Source organism: Collinsella sp. LCP19S3_B11 (assembly GCF_052121915.1).
Lineage (GTDB): Bacteria > Actinomycetota > Coriobacteriia > Coriobacteriales > Coriobacteriaceae > Collinsella.
In genome coordinates this window covers 210,537-236,009 of record NZ_JBQKDI010000001.1, presented here as the reverse complement: position 1 = coordinate 236,009, position 25,473 = coordinate 210,537, and the positions used below count along the sequence as shown (strand labels likewise).

General features: G+C 62.7%; 18 protein-coding genes. 6 read left to right on the top strand and 12 right to left on the bottom strand.

The features are described 5' to 3' along the window. Positions 1 to 26: 26 nt before the first annotated feature. From ACTQV4_RS00985 to ACTQV4_RS00975, 3 genes are all read right to left on the bottom strand, one after another. Entirely contained in the window at positions 27 to 1,412 is a 1,386-nt protein-coding gene (locus ACTQV4_RS00985) for a histidine kinase (protein ID WP_441554265.1), read from the bottom strand. Between the two features lie 117 nt (positions 1,413 to 1,529). Beyond that, entirely contained in the window at positions 1,530 to 2,807 is a 1,278-nt protein-coding gene (locus tag ACTQV4_RS00980; protein WP_154518625.1) for a metal-dependent hydrolase family protein, read from the bottom strand. A 131-nt stretch (positions 2,808 to 2,938) separates the two neighbouring features. Then, entirely contained in the window at positions 2,939 to 4,390 is a 1,452-nt protein-coding gene (locus tag ACTQV4_RS00975; RefSeq protein WP_441031882.1) for an APC family permease, read from the bottom strand. Positions 4,391 to 5,113: 723 nt separating this feature from the next. Here ACTQV4_RS00975 and ACTQV4_RS00970 point away from each other — a divergent pair. Continuing rightward, entirely contained in the window at positions 5,114 to 5,746 is a 633-nt protein-coding gene (locus tag ACTQV4_RS00970) for a C39 family peptidase (RefSeq protein WP_441569036.1), read from the top strand. Between the two features lie 278 nt (positions 5,747 to 6,024). On the opposite strand, the gene arcC is transcribed toward ACTQV4_RS00970, so the two are convergent. The 9 genes from arcC to dnaX form a co-directional block, all read right to left on the bottom strand. After that, positions 6,025 to 6,987 (bottom strand): carbamate kinase, encoded by a 963-nt coding sequence (gene arcC / locus ACTQV4_RS00965; protein ID WP_006235166.1) that lies wholly within the window; start codon positions 6,985 to 6,987, stop codon positions 6,025 to 6,027. Positions 6,988 to 7,284: 297 nt separating this feature from the next. Continuing rightward, positions 7,285 to 7,479, bottom strand: coding sequence for a hypothetical protein (locus ACTQV4_RS00960; RefSeq protein ID WP_441569034.1), 195 nt, complete (start codon positions 7,477 to 7,479; stop codon positions 7,285 to 7,287). Positions 7,480 to 7,670: 191 nt separating this feature from the next. Further along, the gene (gene nifJ, locus ACTQV4_RS00955; protein ID WP_427794097.1) at positions 7,671 to 11,210 is read right to left on the bottom strand and encodes a pyruvate:ferredoxin (flavodoxin) oxidoreductase; all 3,540 of its coding nucleotides are present in this window, start codon (positions 11,208 to 11,210) and stop codon (positions 7,671 to 7,673) included. 476 nt (positions 11,211 to 11,686) lie between these two features. Further along, positions 11,687 to 12,625, bottom strand: coding sequence for an FHA domain-containing protein (locus ACTQV4_RS00950; protein WP_441563579.1), 939 nt, complete (start codon positions 12,623 to 12,625; stop codon positions 11,687 to 11,689). Between the two features lie 3 nt (positions 12,626 to 12,628). Beyond that, a complete protein-coding gene (locus ACTQV4_RS00945) occupies positions 12,629 to 14,470 on the bottom strand; it encodes a serine/threonine protein kinase (RefSeq protein WP_441563578.1) in 1,842 nt (613 codons plus the stop codon). Further along, positions 14,467 to 15,369 (bottom strand): hypothetical protein, encoded by a 903-nt coding sequence (locus ACTQV4_RS00940; RefSeq protein WP_441569032.1) that lies wholly within the window; start codon positions 15,367 to 15,369, stop codon positions 14,467 to 14,469. The genes ACTQV4_RS00945 and ACTQV4_RS00940 overlap by 4 nt, the downstream gene beginning before the upstream one ends. Before the next feature lie 243 nt (positions 15,370 to 15,612). Next, positions 15,613 to 16,209, bottom strand: a complete 597-nt coding sequence (gene recR, locus ACTQV4_RS00935; protein WP_099432550.1) for a recombination mediator RecR — start codon at positions 16,207 to 16,209, stop codon at positions 15,613 to 15,615. Between the two features lie 13 nt (positions 16,210 to 16,222). Continuing rightward, complete coding sequence (locus ACTQV4_RS00930; RefSeq protein WP_427719331.1) at positions 16,223 to 16,543, bottom strand: YbaB/EbfC family nucleoid-associated protein; 321 nt, start codon at positions 16,541 to 16,543, stop codon at positions 16,223 to 16,225. Between the two features lie 221 nt (positions 16,544 to 16,764). After that, positions 16,765 to 19,257 carry a DNA polymerase III subunit gamma/tau gene (dnaX, locus tag ACTQV4_RS00925; protein WP_441569030.1) on the bottom strand — a complete coding sequence of 831 codons (2,493 nt, stop codon included), beginning with the start codon at positions 19,255 to 19,257 and terminating at the stop codon, positions 16,765 to 16,767. 115 nt (positions 19,258 to 19,372) lie between these two features. Between dnaX and ACTQV4_RS00920 the strand changes: the two genes are divergently transcribed. From ACTQV4_RS00920 to ACTQV4_RS00900, 5 genes are all read left to right on the top strand, one after another. After that, the gene (locus tag ACTQV4_RS00920) at positions 19,373 to 20,098 is read left to right on the top strand and encodes a hypothetical protein (protein ID WP_427719328.1); all 726 of its coding nucleotides are present in this window, start codon (positions 19,373 to 19,375) and stop codon (positions 20,096 to 20,098) included. A gap of 144 nt (positions 20,099 to 20,242) precedes the next feature. Then, positions 20,243 to 22,096, top strand: coding sequence for a serine/threonine-protein kinase (locus ACTQV4_RS00915; protein WP_441540406.1), 1,854 nt, complete (start codon positions 20,243 to 20,245; stop codon positions 22,094 to 22,096). After that, positions 22,093 to 23,100: an FhaA domain-containing protein gene (locus ACTQV4_RS00910; protein WP_427719325.1), complete on the top strand. Its 1,008-nt coding sequence runs from the start codon at positions 22,093 to 22,095 to the stop codon at positions 23,098 to 23,100. The genes ACTQV4_RS00915 and ACTQV4_RS00910 overlap by 4 nt, the downstream gene beginning before the upstream one ends. 6 nt (positions 23,101 to 23,106) lie before the next feature. Then, positions 23,107 to 23,523 carry an FHA domain-containing protein gene (locus tag ACTQV4_RS00905; protein WP_055250779.1) on the top strand — a complete coding sequence of 139 codons (417 nt, stop codon included), beginning with the start codon at positions 23,107 to 23,109 and terminating at the stop codon, positions 23,521 to 23,523. Continuing rightward, on the top strand, positions 23,520 to 25,457 hold the full coding sequence (locus tag ACTQV4_RS00900; RefSeq protein ID WP_441540405.1) for a Stp1/IreP family PP2C-type Ser/Thr phosphatase: 1,938 nt from the start codon (positions 23,520 to 23,522) through the stop codon (positions 25,455 to 25,457). Before ACTQV4_RS00905 ends, ACTQV4_RS00900 begins: the two co-directional genes overlap by 4 nt. Positions 25,458 to 25,473 lie beyond the last annotated feature (16 nt).

Here is a 25,473-nt window from a genome sequence, read left to right as displayed (position 1 = left end):
CTTTTTTCTCTCAATCCAACCGCGTGCTACACCGTTAGCGGCGCCGGCTCATGCGGCTCGCCGTTCAACTCAACGATGACCTGCGTTCCCACGCCCTCCTGGGACTTCACGCGCATGCCGGAATCTTCTCCGTAAAAGAAATGGATGCGCTGAAGCACGTTGAAGAGCGCCAGGCCGCAGCCTCGCTTGACGGAGCCGTCGGCGGTAATGCTTTCGGGCTCCTCTCGGCGATGCTGCTCAAACAGATGCGCGCAGACTTCTTCGCTCATACCGATGCCGTCATCTTCGACGATGATCTCCAAGCCGTCATCGGTCTCAAAAGCCCTAACACGAATGGAAAGCGGCTCGGTCTCGCGCTGCGCATGCTTGATGCAGTTTTCGAGCAGCGGCTGCAAGATAAACGGCGGCACCAGGCTGTCGCGCACCTCAAAGTCGATGTCGACCGAAACGCGCAGACGGCCGTCGCCATACCGGGCCTGCATAAGATTGATATAACGCGTGCCCTGTTCCACCTCGTGCTCGAGCGTGGTGAGCGTATCGGAGTCAGAAAGCGTCTGACGATAGTAGTTGGAAAAATCGATCAGCAGCGATCGCGCCTTGTCGGGCTCGGTTCGAACGAGCGAAACGATCGTGCTAATGGTATTGAATAGAAAATGCGGATCGACCTGCGACTGCAGAGCGCGGAGCTCAACGCGGGCCGTGAGCTCATCCTGGCGCTCGAGCTCAAAGCTGGCGAGCTGCGTGGAAATGAGATCAGCGAAACCCGAGGCAAGCGCCGTCTGGCGCATATCGATGCTGCTCAGGCGGGGGTAATACAGCTCGAGTGTGCCCACGCAATGACCACGCACGGTAAGCGGCGCGACAATACCGGCACGCAGACGGGGAAAATAGCCGCCCGTCTCATTGGAGGCATCACGCGAAAACACGCTCTGTTCGCCCGTCTCAATCACGTTGAGCGTGGTCTTGAGCACTACCGGGGTTCCGGCAGGGCACTTTGCCGAGTCCTCGCCCCAGCTTGCCAGCACCTGCCTGCCGTCAGTAAAGCAGATGGCAGAAGCGATGGTCTCGGACAGGATAATTTTAGAGGCACCCAGGGCCGCTTCGGGCGTAAGGCCGCGCGACGTGTAGGCAAATATTTTTGATGCGATGGCGAGCGTGCGGTCGGTTGCGCTCGATGTGAGGTCATCGGGGACCACAAAGACATACGAGAAGAAGAAGCACAGCATGACCAGGCCGGCAATAACGACAACGCCTGGAACGGGATTGGGATTATCGGTTAAATCCCAGATAAGCAGCAAGATAAGCGCCGGAACGACAACACCGAGTAGGATGGCCTGAACCACATGCTGGGCCGTACGAAAGACCTTGGTAGAGTTGTAACTCTTGCCCAGATTCAGCCTGTTTAAATCCACCGTCATCCCCTCTTGTCCGTAGTACCGATAGCAATAAAGAGGGCCGCAAGCGACCCTCTCCATTGCATTATGCAATCAAAAACTGTGTTTTACATCCAGCCATCGACAAACGGTAGCTTAGGCGCTGTACTTGTTTGGCTCGCCGAAGGTGCCGGCCTCGACAATCCAGCCGTCCTTCATGATGACGTCCATGTTGTCGGTGTTGAGCACGTGGATGTCGGCGGCGACGTCACCGTTGACGACCAGCAGGTCGGCGCACTTGCCGGCCTCGATGGAACCGGTCTCGTCCTCGATGTGGCACATCTTGGCACCGTTGAGGGTGGCGCAGGTGATGGTCTCGACCGGGGTGAAGCCGATCTTGTCGACGAACTCGTACATCTCCTCGATGGAGCAGGTGCCGTACGGGGTGACGAAGGAGAAGGAGTCAGAGCCGATCGTCATGACGACGCCGCGCTTCTTGGCCTCGCGCAGGCAGTCATAGTTGCGCTGCAGCTCCTTCTCGACCAGGGTACCCTCGTACTTGTCGTGCAGCTCGGGGACATAGACGGGAGGATAGGTGGCGTACCAGGTGGGCAGGAAGGCGATCGTCGGGGTGAAGAAGGTGCCCTGCTCGGCCATAAGGTCCATGGTGCGCTCATCGATATCGAAGCCGTGAATCAGCTGCTCGCAGCCAAAGCGAACGGAATCGTAGGCAGCGGCGTGGTTGTTGTAGCAGTGGCTCCACACGGGGATACCGACCATCTTGGCCTCTTCGACCACGGCCTGGATCTCCTCGGAGCAATAGTGCTGGTCGCGACCGGAGTCCCAGCGCCAGATGCCGCCACCGGTAGCCCAGATCTTGATGGCATCGGGGTTCTCGCGCAGGCGACGACGGACGGCCTTGCGCAGATCCCAAGGACCGTCGACCTGGTCGCCCCAGGGATGGGATTCCTTGTTGAGCTCCTGGGTGCAGTGGTGGGAGTCACCGTGACCGGCAACACGGCAGAAGCCGAGGCCGGTGGCCAGAACGCGCGGGCCCTTAAAGACGCCCTTGTCGATGCAGTCGCGAATCTGGATACCAAAGCGGCCGATCTCGCAGACGGTGGTGAGGCCGTGGGTGAGGCAGTCGTAGGCCTGCTTGACGGCGACGGCCTGCTTCTCGAGGAGCGGCTGCATGACCCAATCGGTGTCATCGTCGGTCAGGTTGCCCGAGAAGTGCAGGTGGGTGTCGATCAGGCCGGGAAGGACAGTCTTGCCGGCGGCGTCGATAACCTCAACGCCCTCGGGAAGGTCCTGCATAACACCGGCGTACTCGATCTTGCCGTTATCGTCGACGAGAACGAGGGAGTTCTCGACCGGCTCGGCACCGGTACCGTCGATGAGCTTGCCGCCAACGATTGCATACTTAGTGGACATGGTTCCTCCTTATGGATCCATATAGTGGGTGAGGCCGTGTTGGGTTAAGGCCTCACAAAGCTACCCAAGTGATGCCGGGTTCGGTACGCGGGAGAGAGGGCACCGCGCACCCAATCCGCCCCGGCTCGGCGTTACTTTTTACGGGAATTGGTGAAAGCCATGAGAGCCAGGCCAATAGCCAACCAGCCGATCACGATGCTCCACTCCACCATGTTGAGGGAGGCGGGAGAGAACGGAATCACGAGCAGGCCGATGATGATGGCGCAGGCAGCGATGGCGAGGCTGATGCCAAACTTGCCGCCGGGCACCTCGTAGGGACGAGGTAGGTCGGGCTCGGTGAAGCGCATGCGCAGGCAGGCAAGAGCGACCATGCCGCAAGAGAAGATGAAGGCGAGAGCCGACACATTGGTCAGAGGGATGAGCATGTTCTTGCCCAGGAACGGACCGACGACGGTGATGATGGCCAGAACGACGCAGGCGAGCTTGGGAGCGCCGGAATTGGGATCGACCTCCGCAAACTTCTCGGGCAGCTGGCCCTTGCGGCCCATGGCGAGCATAATGCGGCTCGTGGCGCCGTAGAAGGAGTTCATCGGGCCCATGGGTCCAAGCGTGGCGATGACGAGCATGGCCAGGTACAGGAGCATGTTGATGCCCTTAAGACAGGCAAGCGCGGGAACCGGGCTCTTAACAAACTCATGCCAGTCAAGGATAGTGCCGAACGAGTAAATGCAGACCATGTAGAAGCCGCCGGCGGCCAGCAGGGCCAGGGAGATGATCTTGCCGAACTTGTTCCAGTTAAGACCCTCGGCTGCTTCCTCAGCCTGCTGAGGAATGGTGTCGAAACCGGCGTAGAAGAACGGGGTCAGAACCAGGACCGACACGATACCGGCGAACAGGCTGGTGCCCTCGGTGGCGGCCTTACCGCCGCCAGCACCGGCGACCTGGGAGAACACAGGCATGGCGTTGTTCGGCGAGCCGGTGAACAGCGAGACGCCCATGGCGAGTAGCATGCCGCAGAGCAGGGCCTTGGTCAGGAAGGCTTGGAGCTTGGCGGCCGAGCTGGCACCGCGGAAATTGAGGAAGATGACGTAGACTGCAAAGCCGAGCGCGATCAGCGTCGGGAACAGGTAAACGTCGGCGCCCAGGATGGTGTAGAGCTTGATGGCGCGCAGCCACTCAAGACCGGGCAGGCTACCGAACATCTCGGACACGAGAGTCGAAATGGCAATGGCCTCCCACGGGCACAGGATGCCGTTGCCCAGGGCCAGGAGCCAACCGGTAATGTAGCTCATTGTACGGCCAAAGCTACGATCGACATACTCGACGATGCCGCCCGAGATGGGGATAGCAGCCGTAAGCTCACCGAAAACAGCTCCGACGGGCACGAGGAAGATTGCACCCAAGAGGAATGCGATCATAGCGGGAACGGGACCGCCGCCCACGACCATCCAGTCGCCGACCTGCAGAACCCAACCGGTACCGATGATGGCACCGAAACCGATGGTGAAGAAGTTCCAGAGCGAAAGCGTTTTCTTCATGCCGCCGGTATCCTCGACTGCAACTTCTGCGTTCTTGTCCGCCATTGTTCCCCTCCTTTCCTTTCTGACGCCCCTTGGCGTCACCCCTTGCACGGCCTGTTTTGCCGCGCACTTTTTATTTCATGGCTTTAAGATACGGCCTTGGCACAGCAACGCCACTCGTAGCTCGACCGAAGGCAGAACTGCAAAACGAGCGGCGCCGTTTTTGGGACGAACGGCGAGGGGCGCCACTCGGTGCGGGCGTCCGTTTTGATGATGCGACTCAATCGCTCGCGGAGGGCGTCGCTTTATGACGCCAGGCTCGCTCCCGTCCATGCCGCTTACCGAGGTTTTGGTGTATGTCCTCATTTGCTGCACGTCTTTTTTGTAGGATGGACGGGTTATACATGAGACGAGGCGGTGCAAATGGCATACGAATACAACGGCGGCGAACGACAGCGAAACGTTCGCCTTGCCGGGCGTACCACGCCAGCATCCAGGAGTGTTTCTGACAACGACGGGCCGCAGCGTCCGCAGGATCGCCCCTTGTCGTCTATGCCGCAGAATACCAGCACGCGTCAAGCGGATCGCCCACGCTCGGGCACCCGTCAACGCCGGGCCGAAGTGCCTCGGCGGCAGAAAATCGATCGGCGAAAGTCTGACAACCACATCAGCCGTTTCTTTTCGAAGCCCCGCGGCGGACGCGGCGCAAAGCAGCCACGGCCGCTGGGACGCGGCCGGGCCGCCAATCCGCAGATTCATCGTCTCTTTCTTGCCCTGTGCTCCATCATGGCATGTCTGGCCTTTGTGTATCTGGGGTCGTGTGCCTCGCATGGCTCTGCCGGCCTAGAGCCCACCGCCGAGGAAAAGCTCCTCAAAGCCCCAGTCGCACCCGGCCACTCGTTTGCTTTTTCGACCCCACGTTCGCAGTGGAGTGCCGGCACCATGCCGCATATCTACCAGATCGACCCCGCATGGTCGGAGCTGCCCTACGCCGGTGGAACCATCCGCCAAAACGGCTGCGGACCCACCTGCCTCACCATGATCTACATCTTTAAAACGGGGCGCACCGATATGACACCGGTCGATATGTGCGCCCTTTCCGAGGCGGGCAACTATGCCCCCACCGGTGCCACCGAGTGGTCGTTTATGACGAGCGGCGCCGCGCAGCTGGGGCTTAACGGGACGCAGCTCTACAACGACCGAGACTCGATGGCCCAGGCCTTGCGCTCGGATGCTCCCGTAATCGCCGTCGTGCGTCCCGGCACGTTTACCAACGTGGGTCATTACATCGTCCTCTACGGCATTGACGACGCCGGCCACATCGGTGTCTACGATCCCAATTCGCCCAGCCGTAGCGCCCGCCGTTGGGGCGTCGTAGAAGTCCTCAACGAAATCGAAGCCATGTGGGCCTACTACTAGTCATTGGGGACAGACTTAAATGACCAGCCATTAAATGACTAGCCACTGGGGACGGTCTTTGCAGACGACCGCTCGCACTGCCGAAAAGGACTGTCCCAAGATGCCGGCAGAAAAGGAACGTCCCCAAGTGCCGGGTTTCCGCGGTCTTCAGCGCTTCTCATGAACAGTCACCTCAATAGCAAAAGCCCCGCAGTCGGAGCGGACTGCGGGGCTCATGAAGAGAGGCTAGTTTGTGGGCGCTTTGCCTGGCGCCCACAAGAGAGGCAACAGAGTAGAGACTACTCGTGGATGCGGGTACCAGAGAGGCCGGCCATGGTCTCGGCGGCCTTGTCCAGGGCGCCGATAATGCAGGTGCGGCCCTTGCGGGAACGGGCGAACTTGATGGCAGCACGGACCTTGGGCTCCATGGAACCCTTACCGAACTGGCCCTCGTCGGCCAGGCGCTCGGCCTCGTCGGCGGTGAGGTCCTCGAGCTCCTCCTGGTTGGGCTTGCCAAAGTTGATGGCGACATGCTCAACGGCGGTCAGCAGGAACAGAACGTCGGCGTCGCAGTCCTCGGCCAGCAGCTCGCCGCCCAGGTCCTTGTCGATGACGGCGGGAACGCCCTTGTAGCAACCCTTGTTCTCGTAGTCGCGGACGACGGGGATGCCGCCGCCACCGCAGGCGATGACGATGAACTCGTTGTCGAGCAGGTTGAGGATGGAGTCGGCCTCGACGATCTTCTTGGGATCGGGGGAGGCGACGACGCGGCGCCAGCCGCGGCCGGAATCCTCGACGAAGACCTTGGAGGGATCCTCGGCCATGAACTCCTTGGCCTGCTCCTCGGTGTAGAAGGGGCCGATCGGCTTGGTCGGGTTCTTGAACGCGGGATCATCCGGGTCGCACTCGATCTGGGTGACGACGGTGGCGGCGTGCCAACGCTTATAGCGCTTGTGCATCTCGCGGCCGATGCCCTGCTGCAGGTGATAGCCAATGTAGCCCTGGGACATGGCGCCGCACTCGGGCAGCGGCATCTCGGGGGTGCCGATGGCGTCGTGGGCGGCGGCGAAGGCATTCTGGATCATGCCGACCTGCGGGCCGTTGCCATGGGTGATGATGATCTCGTTACCCTGCTCGATGAGGCCGAGGAGAGCGTGGGCGGTGTTGCTCACGGCCTCGATCTGCTCGACGGGGTTGTTGCCGAGGGCGTTGCCGCCAAGGGCGACGACAATACGATCGGGCTTGCCAAGAGGCTTAGACATTGCTGGAATCCTTTCTGTAAAAGGCCTACACCCCATTAATAACCCACGTCCGTGCAATACGCGAGTTTATTAAGGTTTATATTCTCTTTATCGCTCATTTTATTCATTTTGAAAACAGTTGAACGGTGAACGGTCGTTTTTACCCGTTCAGCGTAAAGATGCCCAGCTCAAGCATATCTAAGCTATTTACGTGCGACTTTATTATGATATAGCAGGGATTAGACTAGATTATGCAAACTATATCTTTGCTAAACACAAAACAGACAGCGCAATATCTTACTCGCACTATACGAGATTCTATACATTTTTAAGACGAGTATGCACCCCAACAAAAACATGGGGCTTTTCATCCAGCATAAGGAATATAGATGAGCTCCAAAAAGCAACCAGCCCCAAAGCACGGGGACAGAAGGCAACAACAGCTAAAACCTCCATCCATCCCCAAAGTGGCGCGACTTTCGCGGCAAAGCCGCGAAACAGCGAAGGGGACAAAAGGCCCCCTCAGCCACGTCCTTCATTCAGCCCCACAATCCGAGGACGTAGTCGTAGCAGGATCTGAGGGCTAACCTTCGCGGACATTCCGCAGGACGAAAGAACCCCCGCCGCACGTAGTGCGCAGCGGGGGTTCTTTCATGTCCGAGGACGTCCGCGAAGGTTAGCCCTCAGATCCTGCGGTGGGAGACCTAGGCCTCGTTGTACACCGTCTTGAGCTTCAGCAGGTGAGCGTAGCGGTCCATAGCGGCCTGCTCGTTCTCCTTGAAGAGCTCCTCGGCGCGCTCGGGGAAGGAACGCGTCAGCGAAGCGTAACGGGCCTCGTTCATCAGGAACTCCTGATAGCCGCCCGCGGGCTCCTTGGAATCGAGCGAGAACTTCTTGCCGGCAGCAGCCTCGGGGTTGAAGCGGAAGAGGTTCCAGTAACCGCACTCGACAGCCTTCTTCATCTCGGCCTGGCAGTTCTGCATGCCGCCCTTCTTGATGGAGTGCATCTCGCAGGGGCTGTAGCCGATGATGAGGGACGGGCCGTCGTAGGCCTCGGCCTCGTGGATGGCCTTGAGAGTCTGAGCCGGGTTGGCGCCCATGGCGACCTGCGCCACGTAGACGTAACCATAGCTCATAGCGATCTCGGCCAGAGACTTCTTCTTGGTCACCTTGCCGGCAGCGGCGAACTGAGCAACCTGGCCCAGGTTCGAAGCCTTGGAGGCCTGACCGCCGGTGTTGGAGTAGACCTCGGTGTCGAAGACGAAGACGTTGACGTTGTGGCCAGAAGCCAGGACGTGGTCCAGGCCACCGAAGCCGATGTCGTAGGCCCAACCGTCGCCACCGAAGATCCAGAAGGACTTCTTGGTGAGGTAAGCCTTGTCGGCGAGGATCGCCTTGGAAGCGTCGCAGCCGCACTTCTCGAGCTCGGCAACGTAGGCGGCGGCAGCAGTCTTGGAGGCCTCGGCGTCGTTGACGGAGTCGATCCAAGCCTGACCGGCGGCCTTGAGCTCGTCGGACGGACCGTCAGCGGCGATGAGCTCCTGGGTGGCGGCGATCAGCTTATTCTGGACGGCCTCGTAACCGATGGCCATGCCCAGACCGTGCTCAGCATTGTCCTCGAACAGGGAGTTGTTCCACGCCGGGCCGTGACCGTCCTTGTCCTTGCAGTAAGGAGCGGTGGCAGCGGGGTTGCCCCAAATGGAGGAGCAGCCGGTGGCGTTGGAGATGAACATGCGGTCGCCGGCGACCTGGGTCACCAGACGTGCATAAGCGGTCTCGGCGCAGCCGGCGCAGGAGCCGGAGAACTCCAGGTAGGGCTGCTTAAACTGGCTGCCCTTGACGTTGGCCGCGATGAGTTCCTTCTTCTCGGAGACGTTCTTGACCATGTAGTCCCAAACGGGCTGCTGATCCATCTCCTGCTCGGTGGGAACCATCTCGAGGGCGCCCTTGGGGCAGACCTTGGCGCAGTTGGTGCAGCCCATGCAGTCGAGCGGGGACACAGCCATGGTGAACTTCATGCCCTTGGCCTTGGGACCCATGGCGTCGAGCGTACGGGTAGCCTCGGGCGCGGCGGCAGCCTCGTCCTCGGTCATCGCGAACGGACGGATGGTGGCATGCGGGCACACATAGGCGCACTGGTTGCACTGGATGCACTTGGTCTCGTCCCAGTGAGGAACGACCACGGCGACGCCGCGCTTCTCGTATGCGGAGGCGCCCAGCTCAAACTGACCGTCGGCACAATCGACAAAGGCAGAAACGGGCAGGCTGTCGCCATCCATGCGATCGATGGGCTCGAGCAGGTTCTTGACCTGCTGGGCGATAGCGGACTTGGTCTCCTCGGAAAGCTCGACAGGAGCGGCGTCCTCGGCGGTAGCCCAGTCGGCCGGAACCTCGAACTTACGGAAGGCGGTAGCGCCGGCATCGATGGCCTTGTGGTTGGCGTCGACGATGGCCTGGCCCTTCTTCATGTAGGACTTGGTAGCCGCGTCCTTCATGTACTGCAGGGCGTCCTCGGCGGGCAGGACCTTGGCCAGCGCGAAGAAGGCGGACTGGAGCACCGTGTTGGTGCGCTTGCCCATGCCAACCTTGGCGGCCAGGTCGATCGCGTCGATCAGGTAGACGTTGACGTTGTTGTTCGCGATGTAGCGCTTGGCCACGGCGGGCATGTGCTCGGCGAACTCCTCATCGCTCCACTGGCAGTTGACCAGGAAGGTGCCGCCCGGCTTGACGTCGCGGACCATCTTGAAGCCCTTGACGATGTAGCTGGGGTTGTGGCAAGCGACAAAGTCGGCCTTGGTCACGTAGTACGGCGAGCGGATCGGGGAATCACCAAAGCGCAGGTGCGAGACGGTGACGCCGCCGGTCTTCTTGGAGTCGTACTGGAAGTAGGCCTGAACGTACTTGTCGGTGTGGTCGCCGATGATCTTGATCGAGTTCTTGTTGGCGCCGACGGTACCGTCGCCACCCAGACCCCAGAACTTGCACTCGATGGTGCCGGGAGCTGCGGTGTTGGGCGCATCCTCGGCCTCGGGCAGGCTCAGGTTGGTCACGTCATCGACAATGCCGATGGTGAACTCGCGCTTGGGCTCGTCCTTCTTGAGCTCCTCGAAGACGGCAAACGCGGACGCGGGAGGCGTGTCCTTGCTGCCCAGGCCGTAACGGCCGCCGACGACCTTGATACCCGTCTTGCCGGCCTCGTAGAGAGCGGAGACGACGTCCTGGTAGAGCGGCTCGCCGATGGAACCCGGCTCCTTGGTGCGGTCCATGACGGCGATCTTCTGGACGGTCTCGGGGAGAACGTCCACGAAGTGCTTGATGGAGAACGGACGGAACAGGCGAACCTTGACCAGGCCGACCTTCTCACCGTGAGCGTTGAGGTAGTCGATGACTTCCTCGAGCACGTCGCAGAAGGAGCCCATGCACACGACGACGCGATCGGCATCGGGAGCGCCGTAGTAGTTGAACAGGCCGTAATCGGTGCCGAGCTTCTCGTTGATCTTCTTCATGTAGCCCTCGACGACGGCAGGGAGCTCGTCGTAGACCTTGTTGCAGGCCTCGCGGTTCTGGAAGAAGATGTCGCCGTTCTCATGGCTGCCGCGGGTGTGCGGGTGCTCAGGGTTGAGCGCGTGGTCGCGGAAAGCCTGGACGGCGTCCATGTCGCACATCTCGGCAAGATCCTTGTAGTCCCACATGGCGACCTTCTGGATCTCGTGGCTGGTGCGGAAGCCGTCGAAGAAGTTGAGGAACGGGGTCTTACCCTCGATGGCGGCAAGGTGAGCCACCGGCGAGAGGTCCATGACCTCCTGGACGTTGCCCTCGGCGAGCATGGCGAAACCGGTCTGGCGGCAGGCCATGACGTCGGAGTGATCGCCAAAGATGTTCAGGGCGTGGGAAGCGACGCAACGCGCGGAGACGTGGAAGACGCCCGGGAGCTGCTCGCCCGCGATCTTGTACATGTTCGGGATCATCAGGAGCAGGCCCTGAGAAGCCGTGTAGGTGGTGGTCAGAGCACCGGCGCCCAGCGAACCGTGAACGGTACCGGCTGCACCCGCCTCAGACTCCATCTCGACGACCTTGACCGGGGTGCCAAAGATGTTCTTGCGACCCTGGGCCGCCCACTGGTCGACATGGTCGGCCATCGGGCTGGACGGCGTAATGGGATAAATTCCCGCTACCTCGGTGTACGCATACGAAACATATGCGGCCGCCTCGTTGCCGTCCATAGACTTAAACTTACGCGCCATATACCCCTCTCCTCTCATATAGGTATACAGGCCCCGGCGATTACCGGGATGTTGGCGTGATGGGATTTTCGCTGTTGCTTCCAGTCATCTGACAGGCGGACTCAGCAGCAGATACATGGCGTGGAGAGAAGGCATGCCGAGGCGAGGAGGCTGCACGCGCTCCACAGGCCCAGCTACCCGTCTTGCACATGATCGAGCGCCGCAAAGGCCGCATGCCGGATGCTCCCGGGCACGCCCCGGTGATGGGAAGCGCCCGCAACGGAAATCCGCATGCGAGTTTATTGTACCCCGCCGTCAAGTGTAATTTCGACAAATATAGGCGGGCGGTAAAGGTTTACCCCGAGCGACCATCAAGGGCAAAAATAATCCTTCCGTCACCGAGGGACCAAATGGCAGTTGCGGTGAAATAGGGACTGTTTTTGCCGGCCGTAGCCTTAAACAGTCCCTATTTCACCGCAACTTATTTAGGAGATGAGTCAGAGGGCGCCGAGGAGGATGGCGTAGGCTGTGGATTCTCCGAGCCTGAGCTCGTCACCGGGGTTGAGCTGAGCGGAGCGGCCGGGCTCGACCTGGGTGCAGACGTTCGTCGCGCCGTTTACCACCACAGTTCCGTTGGTGGACGACAGGTCCTCGACGTACCAGACATTTTGGTCATCGCACCACACGTGGGCATGGCGAGCCGAAACGTCATCGCCCACATCGGTGATATCGCCCTCCCCCGTCGCCAGCGCGCCGATCTCGACGCCCTCCTCACTCGGCTGAATCCAGCGCGGGGCGCTCACCACGTAGCCGTTTTGCACGCGCAGCAGTCCCAACGGGTGCGCAGGCGCCGCCTCGCGCTCGCCCGTGACCGTCGAGGTGCTCAGCGAGCGCGGCGTCGACGTGGCGCCGCCACAGGTCGCATGAGCGTAGTCGAGGGCATAGGTCACCGACGAGCGGACATCTGCCGAGCAGCCCACGGCGACAAACAGCACCAGGATGGCCTCGGCGCGCTCGGCGGGCATGAGCTCAGCCGCCTGCGACAGGCGCTCGAGCGCATTGCGATAGAGATTCGTGTCCTGATGGCATTCCTCGAGTGCCCGCACCATGGGCTCGCCAGCGGGGCCGCACACCATGTTGGTCACGGCCGCGGCGTCCATGGGATTGCGGCGGCGCAGGGCCAGCTGCGACATAATGCGCGCGGCCGAGGTGCCGTAATCGGCAAAATAACGTTCCTGCAGCGTGCCGACCGGCGCGCGCACGATAAAGCGCGAAACCCAAGAGCGATCGGCAGCACGGCTCTGCGGACTACGGCCGTCGACGAGCGGGCGGCTCGAGAGCACCAGGCCGCACAGTTCGATATGACTCAGGTGCGCTGCGCGCTTAAAGATGTCAAACATTGCCCCGCACGGGGTGAGCTCAGCTTGAGAAGCCATGGCTTAGCCCTCCTTGGTCGCAGAGATAGTGTCGGATACTTCGGCCGGCCCGCCAAAGGCGCGAGCAGCCGCGGCTCCGCCGGCAAGCGGCGTCGCCATGGAAATTTTCGCACGTCGCGCTGACACGACGGGAAGCTCAAAGGCAAACCCCATCGCCAGCAAAAACCACGTGAGCGCATAGGTTGCAATTAAGGCGGCAACGAAGCCGCTCGCTACGGCGCGCTGGGAAAACACGGTGCATGCAACCGCGATCAGCACCGGAACCTCGCAGGCAGAAAGCGCCAGTACGCCATGCAGGAACCCCGTGCGACGATCGTGTGCCATGGCGCCGGCAGCGATGCCCACCATGCCCGGCGGTGCCAACGCCAGTGCGGCGATAATGGCCGGCAGCTTCCCGGACCACATAAGCGGTCCCACGACGAGTGTCACATGGGCGCCCGACGCCAACAGCGCAGCTGATACCACGACCACAGCCCAAAGCACGCCGCATACCGCCGTCGCCCCAACCATCGCCGCACGCCGGGCTGTGTGCCCCGATACCTCCATCGGGCACGGCAAGAGCGGCTCGGCGCGAAGCGAGCGGGCGACATTTTGCGCATAGTGGTCGCAAAATGCCGAGAGCGCCGCCTCCACCGCAGCCGGCTCGGGACGATCTTCCTGATGGCAGGACAGGCAGGCCATGACCACGTCGAACAACTGGGCATCGACAAACGCCAGCGCATCGCGCAGATCCTCGGAATTTGGATCGAGTCCCAGCTGCTGAGCCTGTTCGGCCGCGGCAAGTGCCACATCGGGCTCGCGTCGCAGCAGTTGCGTCAAGTCGCAGCCGGGCGCGTGGGCGCCAACGGGATAATCGGGCAGCGTATCCATCTTGAGGCGATAAGGGCTGGCGATATCGCACGTCTTTTTGCGCGAGCCCGAAGTACCCGACGCACCCGGCGCCACTTCGTACGGCGCGACACCGGCGATGAGCTCGTAGACCGTACTCGCCGCTGCATAGACATCGATTGCCGGCGACATGCGAAGCATGCGCAGGTCGGGGATATCGTCGGTGAGCATCTCGGGCGGGGCGTAGGCCACCGTCGCGCGGCGCAACGTGGCATAGCGCTCGGTAAACGACGCCTTGCCGCCGGTGCCGGCCACCGCAGAGGCGGGCTCGAGCGCCAGCGAAGAGCCAAAGTCGATCAAGCACAGGTCGAAGGTGCCTTCGGCAAGCTGTCGGTCGAGCGGCAGGCGCGCCGTGCGCACCATAATATTAGCGGGCGAGATATCGCGATGGACGAACCCCTCGCCTACCAAGCTCATGCGGCAGAGCAGATCGAACAGGTCGCGACCCAGGCGCGCCGCCACGAGCGGCGACAGACGCCCGGCATCGTCCACGGCAAGGCGCGAGCGCAGGCGAGCGAGCGTCTCGCCCTCGACCCACTCCATGACAATCGCGGGCACGCCGTCAACCTCGCCCCATCCATACAGGCGGGGAAAGCCTCTAAGGCCCGAAAGGGCGCGATGGCATTCATATTCCTCGCGAAACGCCGCCTTGAACTTGGTGACCAGCGCCTCGTGGGCGACATCGTCATCAAATTCGTCGCGCGTTGGTAAGATGAGCTGCTTGAGTGCCACGGCCTCGCCCTGCGCGTTGACGGCACGCGTCACGCGGCCGATACCGCCGCGGCGCATGGTGGCGTCATCGGCAAACAGCATCGTAAAACGGCGCAGGTAGTCGGGAAGCTCATCCGGGCCCAGCGCAATGGCGGGCTCAAACCCTCCAACGCGCGCCAGGCGCAGGCCCACCATGGGATCACGGCTGAGCGACTGGGTTGCCACAGAAGCAAGGCTATTCGTCATAGGGCGATCGCCGCCACTTTGGTATTGAAGTTGTTGAGCGCGACGTCGTCATCGCCGTAATGCCCCACCCATTGGCACAGATTGGTGTAGCAGCCCCATAGGTTGGCGTATTGCTGATACCACTTTGACTTGGGAGAAAACGTTTGCCGGCCAAACTCGGCACGGATGACAAACATATCGTTGGCCAGGCTGTCGCACGGCCCGGTATCGCCTGTTGCGTTATAGGTCGAAACCACGCTATTGGCGCGGGCGACATAGCCATCGAGCATGTTGTATTTGGTCACGAGCCAGCTGTGAATACTCTCCTCCTCGGCAGCCGAGAGACCACCCGAGCCCGTGTCGCCGCCGGCACCGCCGTCCGTCGAGCTGCCACTCGAAGATCCACCGCCAGAGGCGGAGCCCGAACCGGAACCGCCGCCCGACGAATCGGAGCTGGAGCCAGACGAACCCGAACCGCCGGGCTTGCCTGTCTGTTGGGCGTCCTGCCCCTTCTGCTGCTCCGCCTCGTTAACGACAGAAGCCACGCTGTTATTGGAAAGCTTCGTAATGACCTTGTTGTTGGTGAGCACGATAGTCTTGCCGTTTGCCAGCGTGATCTCGTTGGACGCCCGCTCGCCCTCGTCCGCGGGATCGACGCCAAACACGGTGCGCCCGAACACGCTCGCCCACGCATATCCGGTTGTCGTTCCCAAGTCGCTTTTGGCCTTGCGCCCAATATACAGCTCGCGCGCAGCATACGCCTGTACCATGGACGGCACCGGCATGCCATAAGCCGAAACACCGGCTATGACCAGCACGAGCGAGCAAGACAGCAGCACGTACGCCCGAGGCGCCAGGCCCAGCCGGCGTCGCATGCGCACCGCGGCGCCATGCTTTGTCTGAGTGCTAGCGGGCCGCATGCGTTCTCCTCCAACAAAAACACGCCGCTTAAAAGCGGCGCATTCTTTCATATCCACATTTGAGTGTATCAGCGAACCCAAAAGGTTGTGCAACGAATGGGCAAATACGAGGTGCGAGTGGACCCATCCACGCGATAAGCGGATGAAAAGCAGGTTTGTTGCGCAACAAATGCATGAACGCGTGCCCAATTATGAGCGCCCCGTGCGGCAGGCCGACGGGACATGCCGCGGAGCTGACGTCGCCTAGATCGCACGACGGGCCTCGATAGCACGGCCGAGCGTAAGCTCGTCAGCATACTCCAGGTCGCCGCCCACGGGCAGGCCGCTCGCCAGACGCGACACCTCGACGCCCAGAGGCTTGATGGTGCGGGCAAGGTAGCTCGCCGTGGTCTCGCCCTCAATGTTGGGGTTGGTGGCGATAATGACCTCGTGGATGTCCTCGTGGCCCAAGCGCGCCAGCAACTCGCGGATGTGCAGCTGCTCGGGGCCGATCTTGTCCATGGGGCTGATCACGCCGCCCAGCACGTGGTAGAGGCCGTGGTAGCTGCCCGTGCGCTCAATCGCCTGGACATCGCGCGGCTCACCCACCACGCAGATGCGGGTGGTGTCGCGCATCGAGTCTTGGCAGATGGAGCACTCGTCAGCGGTGGCGTAATTAAAGCAGCGGCTGCAAAAATGCACTTCCTGCTTAACCTCTAGAATGGCCTCGGCCAGGCGGCGCGCCTCCTCGGCGTCGGCCTCGAGCAGGTAGTAGGCGATGCGCTGGGCCGATTTGGGGCCAATGCCCGGCAGACGGCCCAGCTCATCGAGCAGTTTTTGCAGACTATGGTTGGCACTCATATATGTGCGCGTCTTAGAACGGCATGCCCGGGATGTTGAGGCCGCCGGCGATGGCGCCCATCTGCTTGTTGGCGAGCTCGTTGACGCCGCGGACGGCCTCGTTGACGGCAGCCATAATCATGTCCTGCAGCATATCGACGTCCTCGGGATCGAGCGCATCGGGGTCGATGGTGAGGTTGACGAGCTCCATCTCGCCGTTGACAGTCACCTTGACCATGCCGCCGCCGGCAGAGGCGTCGACGGTCTGGGACTTGAGGTTCTCCTGCGCGGCGGCAAGCTGCTCCTGCATCTTGCGGGCCTGCTTCATCATCTGCTGCATGTTCATACCGGCCATGATGGCTCCTTTACGTGTGGTCGCGCGACAAGCTGCAAGGGCAGCCGGGCACGGCGGGACTTTCAAACTCAAAAATCGTACCACGGCGCGGGGCAAACGAGCGGGGCGGTCGCGCTAACTCAGTCGATGTACATGTCCTCTAGCGTGACGCGCCGCCCAAGACTATGCAAGGTCGAATTATGCAAGGTCTCACAACTCGGCGTATATACCCGCCCGCATAGTTACTCCACCGGCTTGAAGATGGTGGACTGGCCAAAGACACTACGGATGAGGGCTTTGGCCTCGTCCTCGGTCTGCGGGATGCCCGGGGCTGCACCCTGGTGGCCGAAGGGACTGCCGGCACCGGGGTTGGACTCCCAAGGGGCAGCGAGGGCGTCGTCACTTGCAGGAGCGGACGTCGCAGCCGCGGGAGCTGCGGCCGAAGCGGCAGGGCTGGGCGCAGGCGCCGCGGCAGGCACGTCGAACGGAGGAAGATCTTCCCCGCTCGCATCGCCGGCGAAGCCGCCGACCACGGCGTCGTCGTAGGGTACCTGCTCGGATTCCCATGGCGCAGCCTGCACAGACGGCTGAATCTTGGGAGCAGACCCGCACTCGGACACTCGGGGCGCGGGCTCGGTCGGGAGCTTGCCCGTGGCAGGAGCACCGGCAGGGTTGTCGGAGCGCAGCCAGGGGGCCTTGGCCAGGTTGGATGACTTGGGTGCAGGCGCGACAGCGGGCTTGGACGCGGGGATCGGAGCAGCCGGTTTGGGCACGGCGGGTTCAGTCACCGACGGGATCGGTGCCGCTACTGGTGCCGCTTTTGGCTGCGTCGCGCTGGCGCTCAAGGATGCAGGGGCCGCCGAGGACACGGGTTGCGGGTCCGCAGATGCCGCAGCCCGTGCAGATGGAGAATGCTCCTCATGTTGAGGAGCCGGCCTGACACCCCCATCCAGGACATAGTCGACGGTGCGACGACCGAAGACCGCACTGACTGTCGGCAGGACCACCGATTGCGTGTCAGCGCGGCCGAGCATCTTGATGGCAAAGGTCGAGCCCGCAGGGAACGAGACGGTGAGCTTGGAGCCGTCGTCGGCCGTGGCGCGGGCGTTGAGCAAAAGCCCTGCGCAGGAAGCCTGACGCGCCTTGACGCGCTCGACGACCTCGGCCCATTTGCGCTGCAGCTCTCCGGCATTCTCGACCGCGGGCGTCTCGGCAGTACCGACGGCGGCAACCTGGGCAGCATTGTTGGACTGGGGCTTAGGTGCCGGAGCGGTGGCAGGCACGGGGGCCGCAACGGGCTGAGGCGCCGGAGCCGGCGCAGGCTGAGATGCCGGCGCAGCGGGCTTGGGGGCCGGCGCGGGCTGGGCCGCCGGAGCGGCAGCGCCGCGGTCCCAGGGCATGCCGCCCTGGTGCGCAGACGCAGCGGCGGGAGCGGCAGATGCCGTCGGAGCGGCAGCTCGGGCACCCGAGATCAGTGTCGGCTGCTGGGCAGCAGCGGGTACGGATGTTGCAGGCGCGGCGGCCTGAGCAGCAGCCACGCTCGCCGGCACCGCGGCGTTGGCGACCATGGCCTCCAAGCGTGCCACGCGCTCGGCCAGGGCCTCAATGGTCAGATCGGCCTCGGGACGTGCCAGGCGCGTGCAGGCGATCTCGAGCACCAGGCGCACGTCGCTCGCACCCCTCATCTCCAACGCGGCATCGTCGAGCACTGTCAGCACGCGGGCCAGACGGTCGGCCGGATGCCCGCCAAAGGCAGCGGCCTCGGCAGCAAGCGCCTCGGCCTGCTCGGCCCCGCCCTCAAACAGCTCGGCACGGGTACCGGCAACGCAGGCCACATACACGTCGCGCACGTGCGCCACCAGGTCGCGCGTCAGCTCAAGCAGGTCATTGCCCTCCTCGACCTGTGCGCGAATGAGCCCATAGAGTTCAGCAATATCACGCTCGGCGATGGCACGGGCAAACTCGCCCAGGATCTGGTCCGAAACCTCGCCCAAAAGCGAGCGGGCATCGTCCGCATGCACGGCGCCGTTGCCAAAAACGCTCAGCTGCTCCAGCGTGGAAAGCGCGTCGCGCATGCCGCCCTTGGCATGGCGCGCCACGATGGCCAGCGCCTCGTCGTCGTAATCGAAGGCCTCCTGCTCGCACACGTAGGACAGACGATGCTCGATATCCTCGTTGCCGATGCGGTGGAAATCGAAGCGCTGGCAGCGCGAGAGGATGGTCTCCAGAATCTTTTGCGGATCGGTGGTGCACAACACAAAGATCACGTGCGCCGGCGGCTCCTCGAGCGTCTTGAGCAGCGCGTTAAACGCCGCCGTCGTGAGCATATGGACCTCGTCGATAATATAGATCTTGTACTTGCCACGCACCGGGGCAAAGTTAACGGAGTTGATGATCTCCTCGCGCACATTGTCCACGCCCGTACGGCTTGCGGCATCGAGCTCGTAGACATCGGGGTGGTTGCCCTCGGCGATGAGCTCGCACTCTTCGCAAGTGCCGTCGGGCATGCAGCCGCTTGCGCCCTCGGCGCGCGCCGCCTCGGCATTGCGGCATAGCAGCGCCTTGGCCAGAATGCGCGCCATGGTGGTCTTGCCCGTGCCGCGCGGTCCGCAGAACAGGTACGCGTGGGACAGGCGTCCCTCGGTGATGGCGTGCTCGAGCGTCGAGACGATATGCTGCTGGCCCACCACGGAGTCGAAGGTGAGCGGGCGATACTTTCGGTACAACGATTCCATGGGTGCTCCCCCGGGTATACTGAGTTTTGTTGCCGCGACGGCCATGCGGTCGCACGGCATACTGCACTCATAATAACCCGTACGGCGAGCCCGCCGCGATAGGAGTCCAAAGAGCATGGCAGACGCAGAGAGCAACCTCGTTCCCTCCGAAGCAGCCGACCAGGTCGAGGTCGCGCTCGAGAAACAGGCAGCAGCCGACGACGGCATCCTGTACCTCAACGAGTATCAGTACGAAAACGACCTCGTCACCGACTTCGCCCGCTTGGTCGCCTCGCCCAGGCGTCGCGGCTCGCTGTATGTCGCCGCGGCAATTGCCGCGCTGCTCGGCATCGGCATGTTGGTGGCCGGCGGCAACTGGATCAAGTTTGGCGTCGTCCTGATCGTGTTCGGCGCCTTTTTGGCCTGGTGGAGCAAAAACCTGCACCACACGCTCGCCCGCGACTTTATCGACGCCGTCGAGGCCGACAAGTCCATGGGTGGCCGCTATCGCCGCGTCGCCGCCAACGAGGACGGCTTGATGGTTTGGGGCAAGAGCGGCAAGTCGCAGTTCTTCCCGTTTGAGAAGCTCGACCACGTACTCGACGGCGAGCGCATCTTTGTTGCCATGTTCGCAGACCAGGGCGTGACGATCCCCAAGGACACCTTTGTTCGCGGCGACGCCGAGCAGTTTGGCTCCTTCCTTAAGGCGCGCATCAACAAAAAGCTCCGCATCGAGACCAAGAAGAAGAAAATGAAGGCCGAGAAGGCTGCAGCCGAGGCCAAGCAGGGAGACAAGGCAGACAAGCCCCAGGACAACAAGGGCAAGCAGTGCAAGCAGAAGAAGGGCAAGAAGAAGCGCTAAGGCCAAGTCAGACAGGCAGCCTCGCATCCCGCTATCCTCCCCATGCACCAGAGCGTGCTACACTAGCAGCATCTATGCCACCGCGAATGGCTCGGCCCCGCGCCCGCCGCTCGCAAACGAACTTTAAACGCACGAGGGTTGGCCATGCCGCTTTTCTCGCAACATACCGCCCGGTTCTCGCCGGACGTCCCTTTGGAGGGCACCAGCTCTCGCGAGCTGCTCAAGCGGTACCAGCCGCTCGAGACGCTTGCGACCGGCGGTTTTGGCTCCATCGAGATTTGCCGCGACACGCACCTGCGTCGTCGCGTGGCCATTAAGCGCATCCCTCTTATCAACGGCTCCGGCATACCCGCCAGCGACATCATGGATGTACTGCGCGAGGCACATACCGCCGCCATGCTTCAACATCCCAATATCGTGCAGGTTATCGACTTTACGCATGACACCGCCTATGCCTACCTGGTCATGGAGTATGTCGACGGCATGTCGCTGGCCGAGTTTTTGCATCGCGTGGACGGCCACTCGCTCACCTTTGACGAGGCAGCGACCATTGCCGACGCATTGGGTCAGGCGCTCACCTTTGCCCATGCAAACGGCGTGCTTCATCTGGACATAAAGCCCGCCAATGTGCTCATTGACCACTCGGGCAATGTAAAGCTCACCGACTTTGGCATGGCGCGGCTGTCATCTGCCGGCGGCTTTGGCGGATCGCGCGGCGGCACCATCGGCTACATGCCGCCCGAACAGCTCGATATCGAGACCGGCACGGTCGACGAGCGCGCCGATGTCTTTGCCCTTGCCTGCGTGATCTACGAGAGCCTGTGCGGCAGCGCCCCCTTTATGGCGGCAACGCCTGCCGACTCGCTCGACCGCATCATCGGCGGCGCCACCTACCCCAGCGAGCTGATCCCGCACTTTCCCCCGGGAGCCGAGGCAGCGCTCATGAGCGCCCTCTCCCCTATGCCGCAAGACCGCCCCGATAGCATCGAGGCATTCTGCGACCAACTCCTTGCCGGCTTGGGGAGCGTGCGCGAAGGCCGTCGCAGCTTGGAGCAGATGGTAAGCGAGCTTTCGGACGACGAGCACGCGGCAGACGATATGGAGTCGCCGCCTTACGAGGATAACGCCATCGAAGTCGACCCCGCGCTCGGTTGGGCGGGCACGCGCTGGAGCTGCGCGCGCGATTACACCATGCGCGGTATCTCGGCGCTAACGTGTGCAACCTTCAGCTTTTTGCTTATGCAGACAGCGGGCGTCGCGGCGCTTCCCGGGCTGGTCGCCGCGGCCATCGCTATTGGCGCGGCGGCAGGCTTGGCACCGCAGATCGGCTCGGCTATCTCGGCCGTGGGCTTTTTGGTGCTCATGGCCAACGCCACCATGCAGGCGCAGGGCATCCTGTCGATGCTGCCGGTCGCGGTCATTTTTGCCGCCGCCATGTCCGGATGGTGGATTGCCTGGGGACGCACCGAAGCGGCCGCGAGCGCGGCACTCACCTGCGCGCTTGCGCTAGGTTGTCTAACCGGCGACGCCATCCTTGCCGCCGGGGCCGCCGCGGGCTTCGCGGCGTTTTGGCTCGGCCCGGCAAGCGCCGCTGCCGCCACGGGTATAGGCGCGCTTTTTGCCCGCCTGGCCGCAGCTGCCCTCCCTACGGGAGGCGTGCTGGGGCTTGGCAATGTCGCCGCAGCGCTGGGCGACGCGTTCCTCTGGGCCGCCTTCGCACTGATTGCAGCAGCAGCCGCGGCAACGTCGCTGCTGCTCAATGCCCATGCCAAGCGCGCCGAGCAGGGGTCAAACCTCGCCGCCATCGTCGCAATTGCCGTCGCCGGTATCGGCTCGGCCGTATCGTTTTGTCTTGCACACCATATGGAAATTGCCAGCCTTGCGGGCACGGTCGTCGCCAAGGCGGCGGTTGCGGGAATCCTATCCTCTATAATCGTTGGGATATGCCTGTATTTGCTCGGATACCAAAGAACCTATACGGAGAGTGATCTTTCGTGAACTTCCTGAACATCTTCGAGGACCACGTGGCCGGCATCTTCGGTGCCACCCGTGCCCCGTTCTCCTTTAAGAAGCTTGCCAAGCAGGCTGCTCGCGACATGGAGGATCAAACTCTGGTGATCAACGGCGTCAACACCGCGCCGGCGCTCTATACCATCCTGATCGCCACCGATGACGATCCCATGCTTGCCCCGTTCTATCCCGAGCTTTCGCGCGAGGTGCGCGAGTTTGTGAAGGCGCAGGCCGAAAAACGCCGCTACGTCTTTGTCGGCGAGCCCCTTGTTCGCTTTATGATCGACCCTCAGCTGCGCGCCGGCAAGTTCTCGGTCTTTGCCGAGAACGTCGACGCTCCCACGCTCGGCCGTCTGTACGAGGAAGAGCGCGCCTATCAAAACGGCCTGGGACAGAACAGCTCGGCCACAAGCCGTGCCGCAAGCGCCCCCCGCGCCGGTCAGCAGCAGTTTGCATCGCCGCAGCAACACCCGGCCGCCATGCCCCAGCAGCAGCCGACACCCCGCGCTGCCACTCCCGACCCGCTCGCTGTGGCCGACCCCTTTGCACCCAATGTCCCCGATCCCGCAGCCCCCATCCCTGTGCCGCAAACCGTCTCGCGCGACGCACTTGCCGGTATGGGCGGAGCGGCTGCCACTGGCGCCGCCGTGGGCCTTGGCGCTGCGACCAGCATCGCCTCCAACATGGCAAGCCCCCGCGCCCCGCAGCGTCCGCTCGCCCAACTCGTCGACGTCGTGAGCGGCGAGAGCCACAACATCACCTCCGCGCAGGTGACCATCGGTCGTGAGCGCTCGGTATCCGACATCGCCCTGCGCGACCCCAACGTGTCGCGCCGTCATGCCCAGCTCACCTTTACCGGCTCTGACTGGTCGATCGAGGACCTCAACTCCACCAACGGCACGCTCGTCAACAACCGCCGCATCACGCGCTGCCCGCTGCGCAACGGCGATCTGCTAACGTTTGGCCTGAGCACCTTTGAATTTAGGGGTTAATCGCTTATGAACATCGATATCGTCCTTTTTGCAGGCCGCATCGTACTGGTCGTCCTGCTTTATATCTTCTTGTTCGCCGTCATGAAGACCGGCGTGGGGCTCGTGCGCGGCCAGCGCCGCGACTCTGCCATCTGGACGATCGATGTGGACAAGGGCCCGCGCGGCATCCGCGGTATTCACGTGGATATGCTTGGCCCCGTCATCGTCGGTCGTTCGCCGTCATCTGACATCTGCATCAACGAGCCGTTTGTCTCTGCCTCGCATGCGCGTTTTTCGCTGCAGGGCCCGGCACTTATTATCGAGGACCTCAACTCGCTCAACGGCACCCTTGTTAACGGCCGCCAGCTGGTGGAGCCCGCAACGCTGCGCGAGGGCGACGAAGTCCAGATTGGCGACGTGGTCATGAAGGTGAACCGTCGATGATCGACGAGGAGAACAAGTCCGCAACCATGTCCGAGGCACTGGCTGCCCCCGCGGCCGTGCCGGCTCATGCCGCCCCGGCGGGCCCTGCGCCCGTTGAGCCCGAGGACACCGTGTTCTCCCTGCCTCTTTCGCATGTAACGCAAGACCATCCGATGCCCATCGATGGCCAGGATGAAGATAATTCCACCGATGCCCCCATCGGCGCGCACGCCGTTGCCGATCAACCTTCGGCACCGGAAACTACACCTGCGCCGGCCCACTTTGCCGAGTCTGTCGCCGCGGCAATCGATGAGAGCGCCGCGGTGTTTTTGGCCCCCGAGCCCACGGCACCGGTGTTTCCCGTAGTTCCAGCACCCACCGCAGCGCCCGAGCCCGCATCTACACCGGCACCCGCGGCGGCATCCTCCCCCGCGGCCGCATCGGCGCCCGAGGCCGTTCAGCCTACGGCCGAAGAGATGCCCGTCACAGCGACGGAGGGCGCCTCTCAGCCCCACAGCACGCCCGCGCCCGCGCACTTCGCGGCACCCGAGCCCGCAGCCGTCGCCCCGCAAGACGAAGAGCCTGCCGACAACACAACCGAAGTGCCCGCCACGTCTAAAGTCGACGATCCGAGCAACGAGGCCAACGCCGTCTCGCCCGGCGACACGGCCGAGATTGATGTCGCCGCCGTGGAGGCCAAGCTCAAGGACCCTGGTTCGACCATGAGTTTTGAGCCGCTGGCCGACGAGCGCATCGAGACCGATTCGACCTACGATGCCGGCACCACCACGCAACTCATGTGGGGCGCCCGCTCCGATGTTGGCTGCGTGCGTCCGCACAACGAGGACTCCTACCTGGTACAGTCGCCGCTCTTTTGCGTGTGCGACGGCATGGGTGGTCACGCCGCCGGCGAGGTAGCCTCATCCATCGCGGTCGAGACCATCGCCAAGACGGCGCCACAGGCTGCCGACGCCGCGCGCCTAGCCGCAGCCGTCGAAGCTGCCAACGCCGCCGTCATCGAGGCCGCACTCAACGGCCTGGGCAAGCCCGGTATGGGCTGCACGGCGACCTGCGCCTATATCGAAAACGACATGCTCGCCATCGCCCACGTGGGCGACTCGCGCGCCTACCTGCTCCACGAGGGCACGCTCATCCGCGTGACCCGCGACCACTCCTATGTGGAGGAGCTCGTGGACGCTGGCGAAATTACGGCCGACGAGGCGCGCGTCCATCCCAACCGCTCGGTTATCACACGTGCACTGGGTTCGGACCCCGCCATGTATGCCGACCACTTTACCCTGCACATCGAAGAGGGCGACCGCCTGATCCTGTGCTCGGACGGCCTTTCGAGCATGATTCCCGATAGCGAAATCGAAAACATCGCCACGCAATCGTCTACGGCGCAGATTTGCGTCGATAACCTGGTGGACGCCGCGCTCGCTGCCGGCGGCCACGACAACGTGACGGTAGTCGTTGTGGACCTGGTCGACGACGGCGTCATGCGCGAGGCGAAGCGTGTTCGCCGCCGCAACGTCACCATTGCCGCCATCCTGGGCATCGCTTTTGTGCTGGCGGCAGCCATCTGGGCCTACGCGGGCGTCACCGGCTCGTATTACCTGGGCACCTACAAGGACACCGTCGCGGTCTACCGGGGCATTCCCGGCAAGCCGCTCGGCCTTAAGCTGCACTGGCTCGAGAGCACGACCGCCATCAAGCTATCCGACCTACCCGAAGACACGCAGAATCGTCTGAAAGCAGGCATTCCGCAAACGAGTGTTGACGACGCGCAGGACACTATCTCCAAGTACCGTCATCAAATCGATGAGGAACAGACCCGCCAGGTGATCGACGCGCAAACGATTCGCGACAACACCGACCAGGAATCGACTTCCAAATCGAATTCCGAAAAAACCGCCGAACAGTCCGCCGAGGCCGAAGCCTCCGATAAGAATTAGAAAGGGAGTGCCGCTT

What these genes read in the sequence shown, in the direction of transcription:
- ACTQV4_RS00980 (WP_154518625.1), bottom strand. Translation starts at nt 2,807, where the DNA reads ATGTCCACTAAGTATGCAATCGTTGGCGGCAAGCTCATCGACGGTACC.
- ACTQV4_RS00975 (WP_441031882.1), bottom strand. Translation starts at nt 4,390, where the DNA reads ATGGCGGACAAGAACGCAGAAGTTGCAGTCGAGGATACCGGCGGCATG.
- ACTQV4_RS00970 (WP_441569036.1), top strand. Translation starts at nt 5,114, where the DNA reads ATGGCATGTCTGGCCTTTGTGTATCTGGGGTCGTGTGCCTCGCATGGC.
- arcC (WP_006235166.1), bottom strand. Translation starts at nt 6,987, where the DNA reads ATGTCTAAGCCTCTTGGCAAGCCCGATCGTATTGTCGTCGCCCTTGGC.
- nifJ (WP_427794097.1), bottom strand. Translation starts at nt 11,210, where the DNA reads ATGGCGCGTAAGTTTAAGTCTATGGACGGCAACGAGGCGGCCGCATAT.
- ACTQV4_RS00950 (WP_441563579.1), bottom strand. Translation starts at nt 12,625, where the DNA reads ATGGCTTCTCAAGCTGAGCTCACCCCGTGCGGGGCAATGTTTGACATC.
- ACTQV4_RS00945 (WP_441563578.1), bottom strand. Translation starts at nt 14,470, where the DNA reads ATGACGAATAGCCTTGCTTCTGTGGCAACCCAGTCGCTCAGCCGTGAT.
- ACTQV4_RS00940 (WP_441569032.1), bottom strand. Translation starts at nt 15,369, where the DNA reads ATGCGGCCCGCTAGCACTCAGACAAAGCATGGCGCCGCGGTGCGCATG.
- recR (WP_099432550.1), bottom strand. Translation starts at nt 16,209, where the DNA reads ATGAGTGCCAACCATAGTCTGCAAAAACTGCTCGATGAGCTGGGCCGT.
- ACTQV4_RS00930 (WP_427719331.1), bottom strand. Translation starts at nt 16,543, where the DNA reads ATGGCCGGTATGAACATGCAGCAGATGATGAAGCAGGCCCGCAAGATG.
- dnaX (WP_441569030.1), bottom strand. Translation starts at nt 19,257, where the DNA reads ATGGAATCGTTGTACCGAAAGTATCGCCCGCTCACCTTCGACTCCGTG.
- ACTQV4_RS00920 (WP_427719328.1), top strand. Translation starts at nt 19,373, where the DNA reads ATGGCAGACGCAGAGAGCAACCTCGTTCCCTCCGAAGCAGCCGACCAG.
- ACTQV4_RS00915 (WP_441540406.1), top strand. Translation starts at nt 20,243, where the DNA reads ATGCCGCTTTTCTCGCAACATACCGCCCGGTTCTCGCCGGACGTCCCT.
- ACTQV4_RS00905 (WP_055250779.1), top strand. Translation starts at nt 23,107, where the DNA reads ATGAACATCGATATCGTCCTTTTTGCAGGCCGCATCGTACTGGTCGTC.
- ACTQV4_RS00900 (WP_441540405.1), top strand. Translation starts at nt 23,520, where the DNA reads ATGATCGACGAGGAGAACAAGTCCGCAACCATGTCCGAGGCACTGGCT.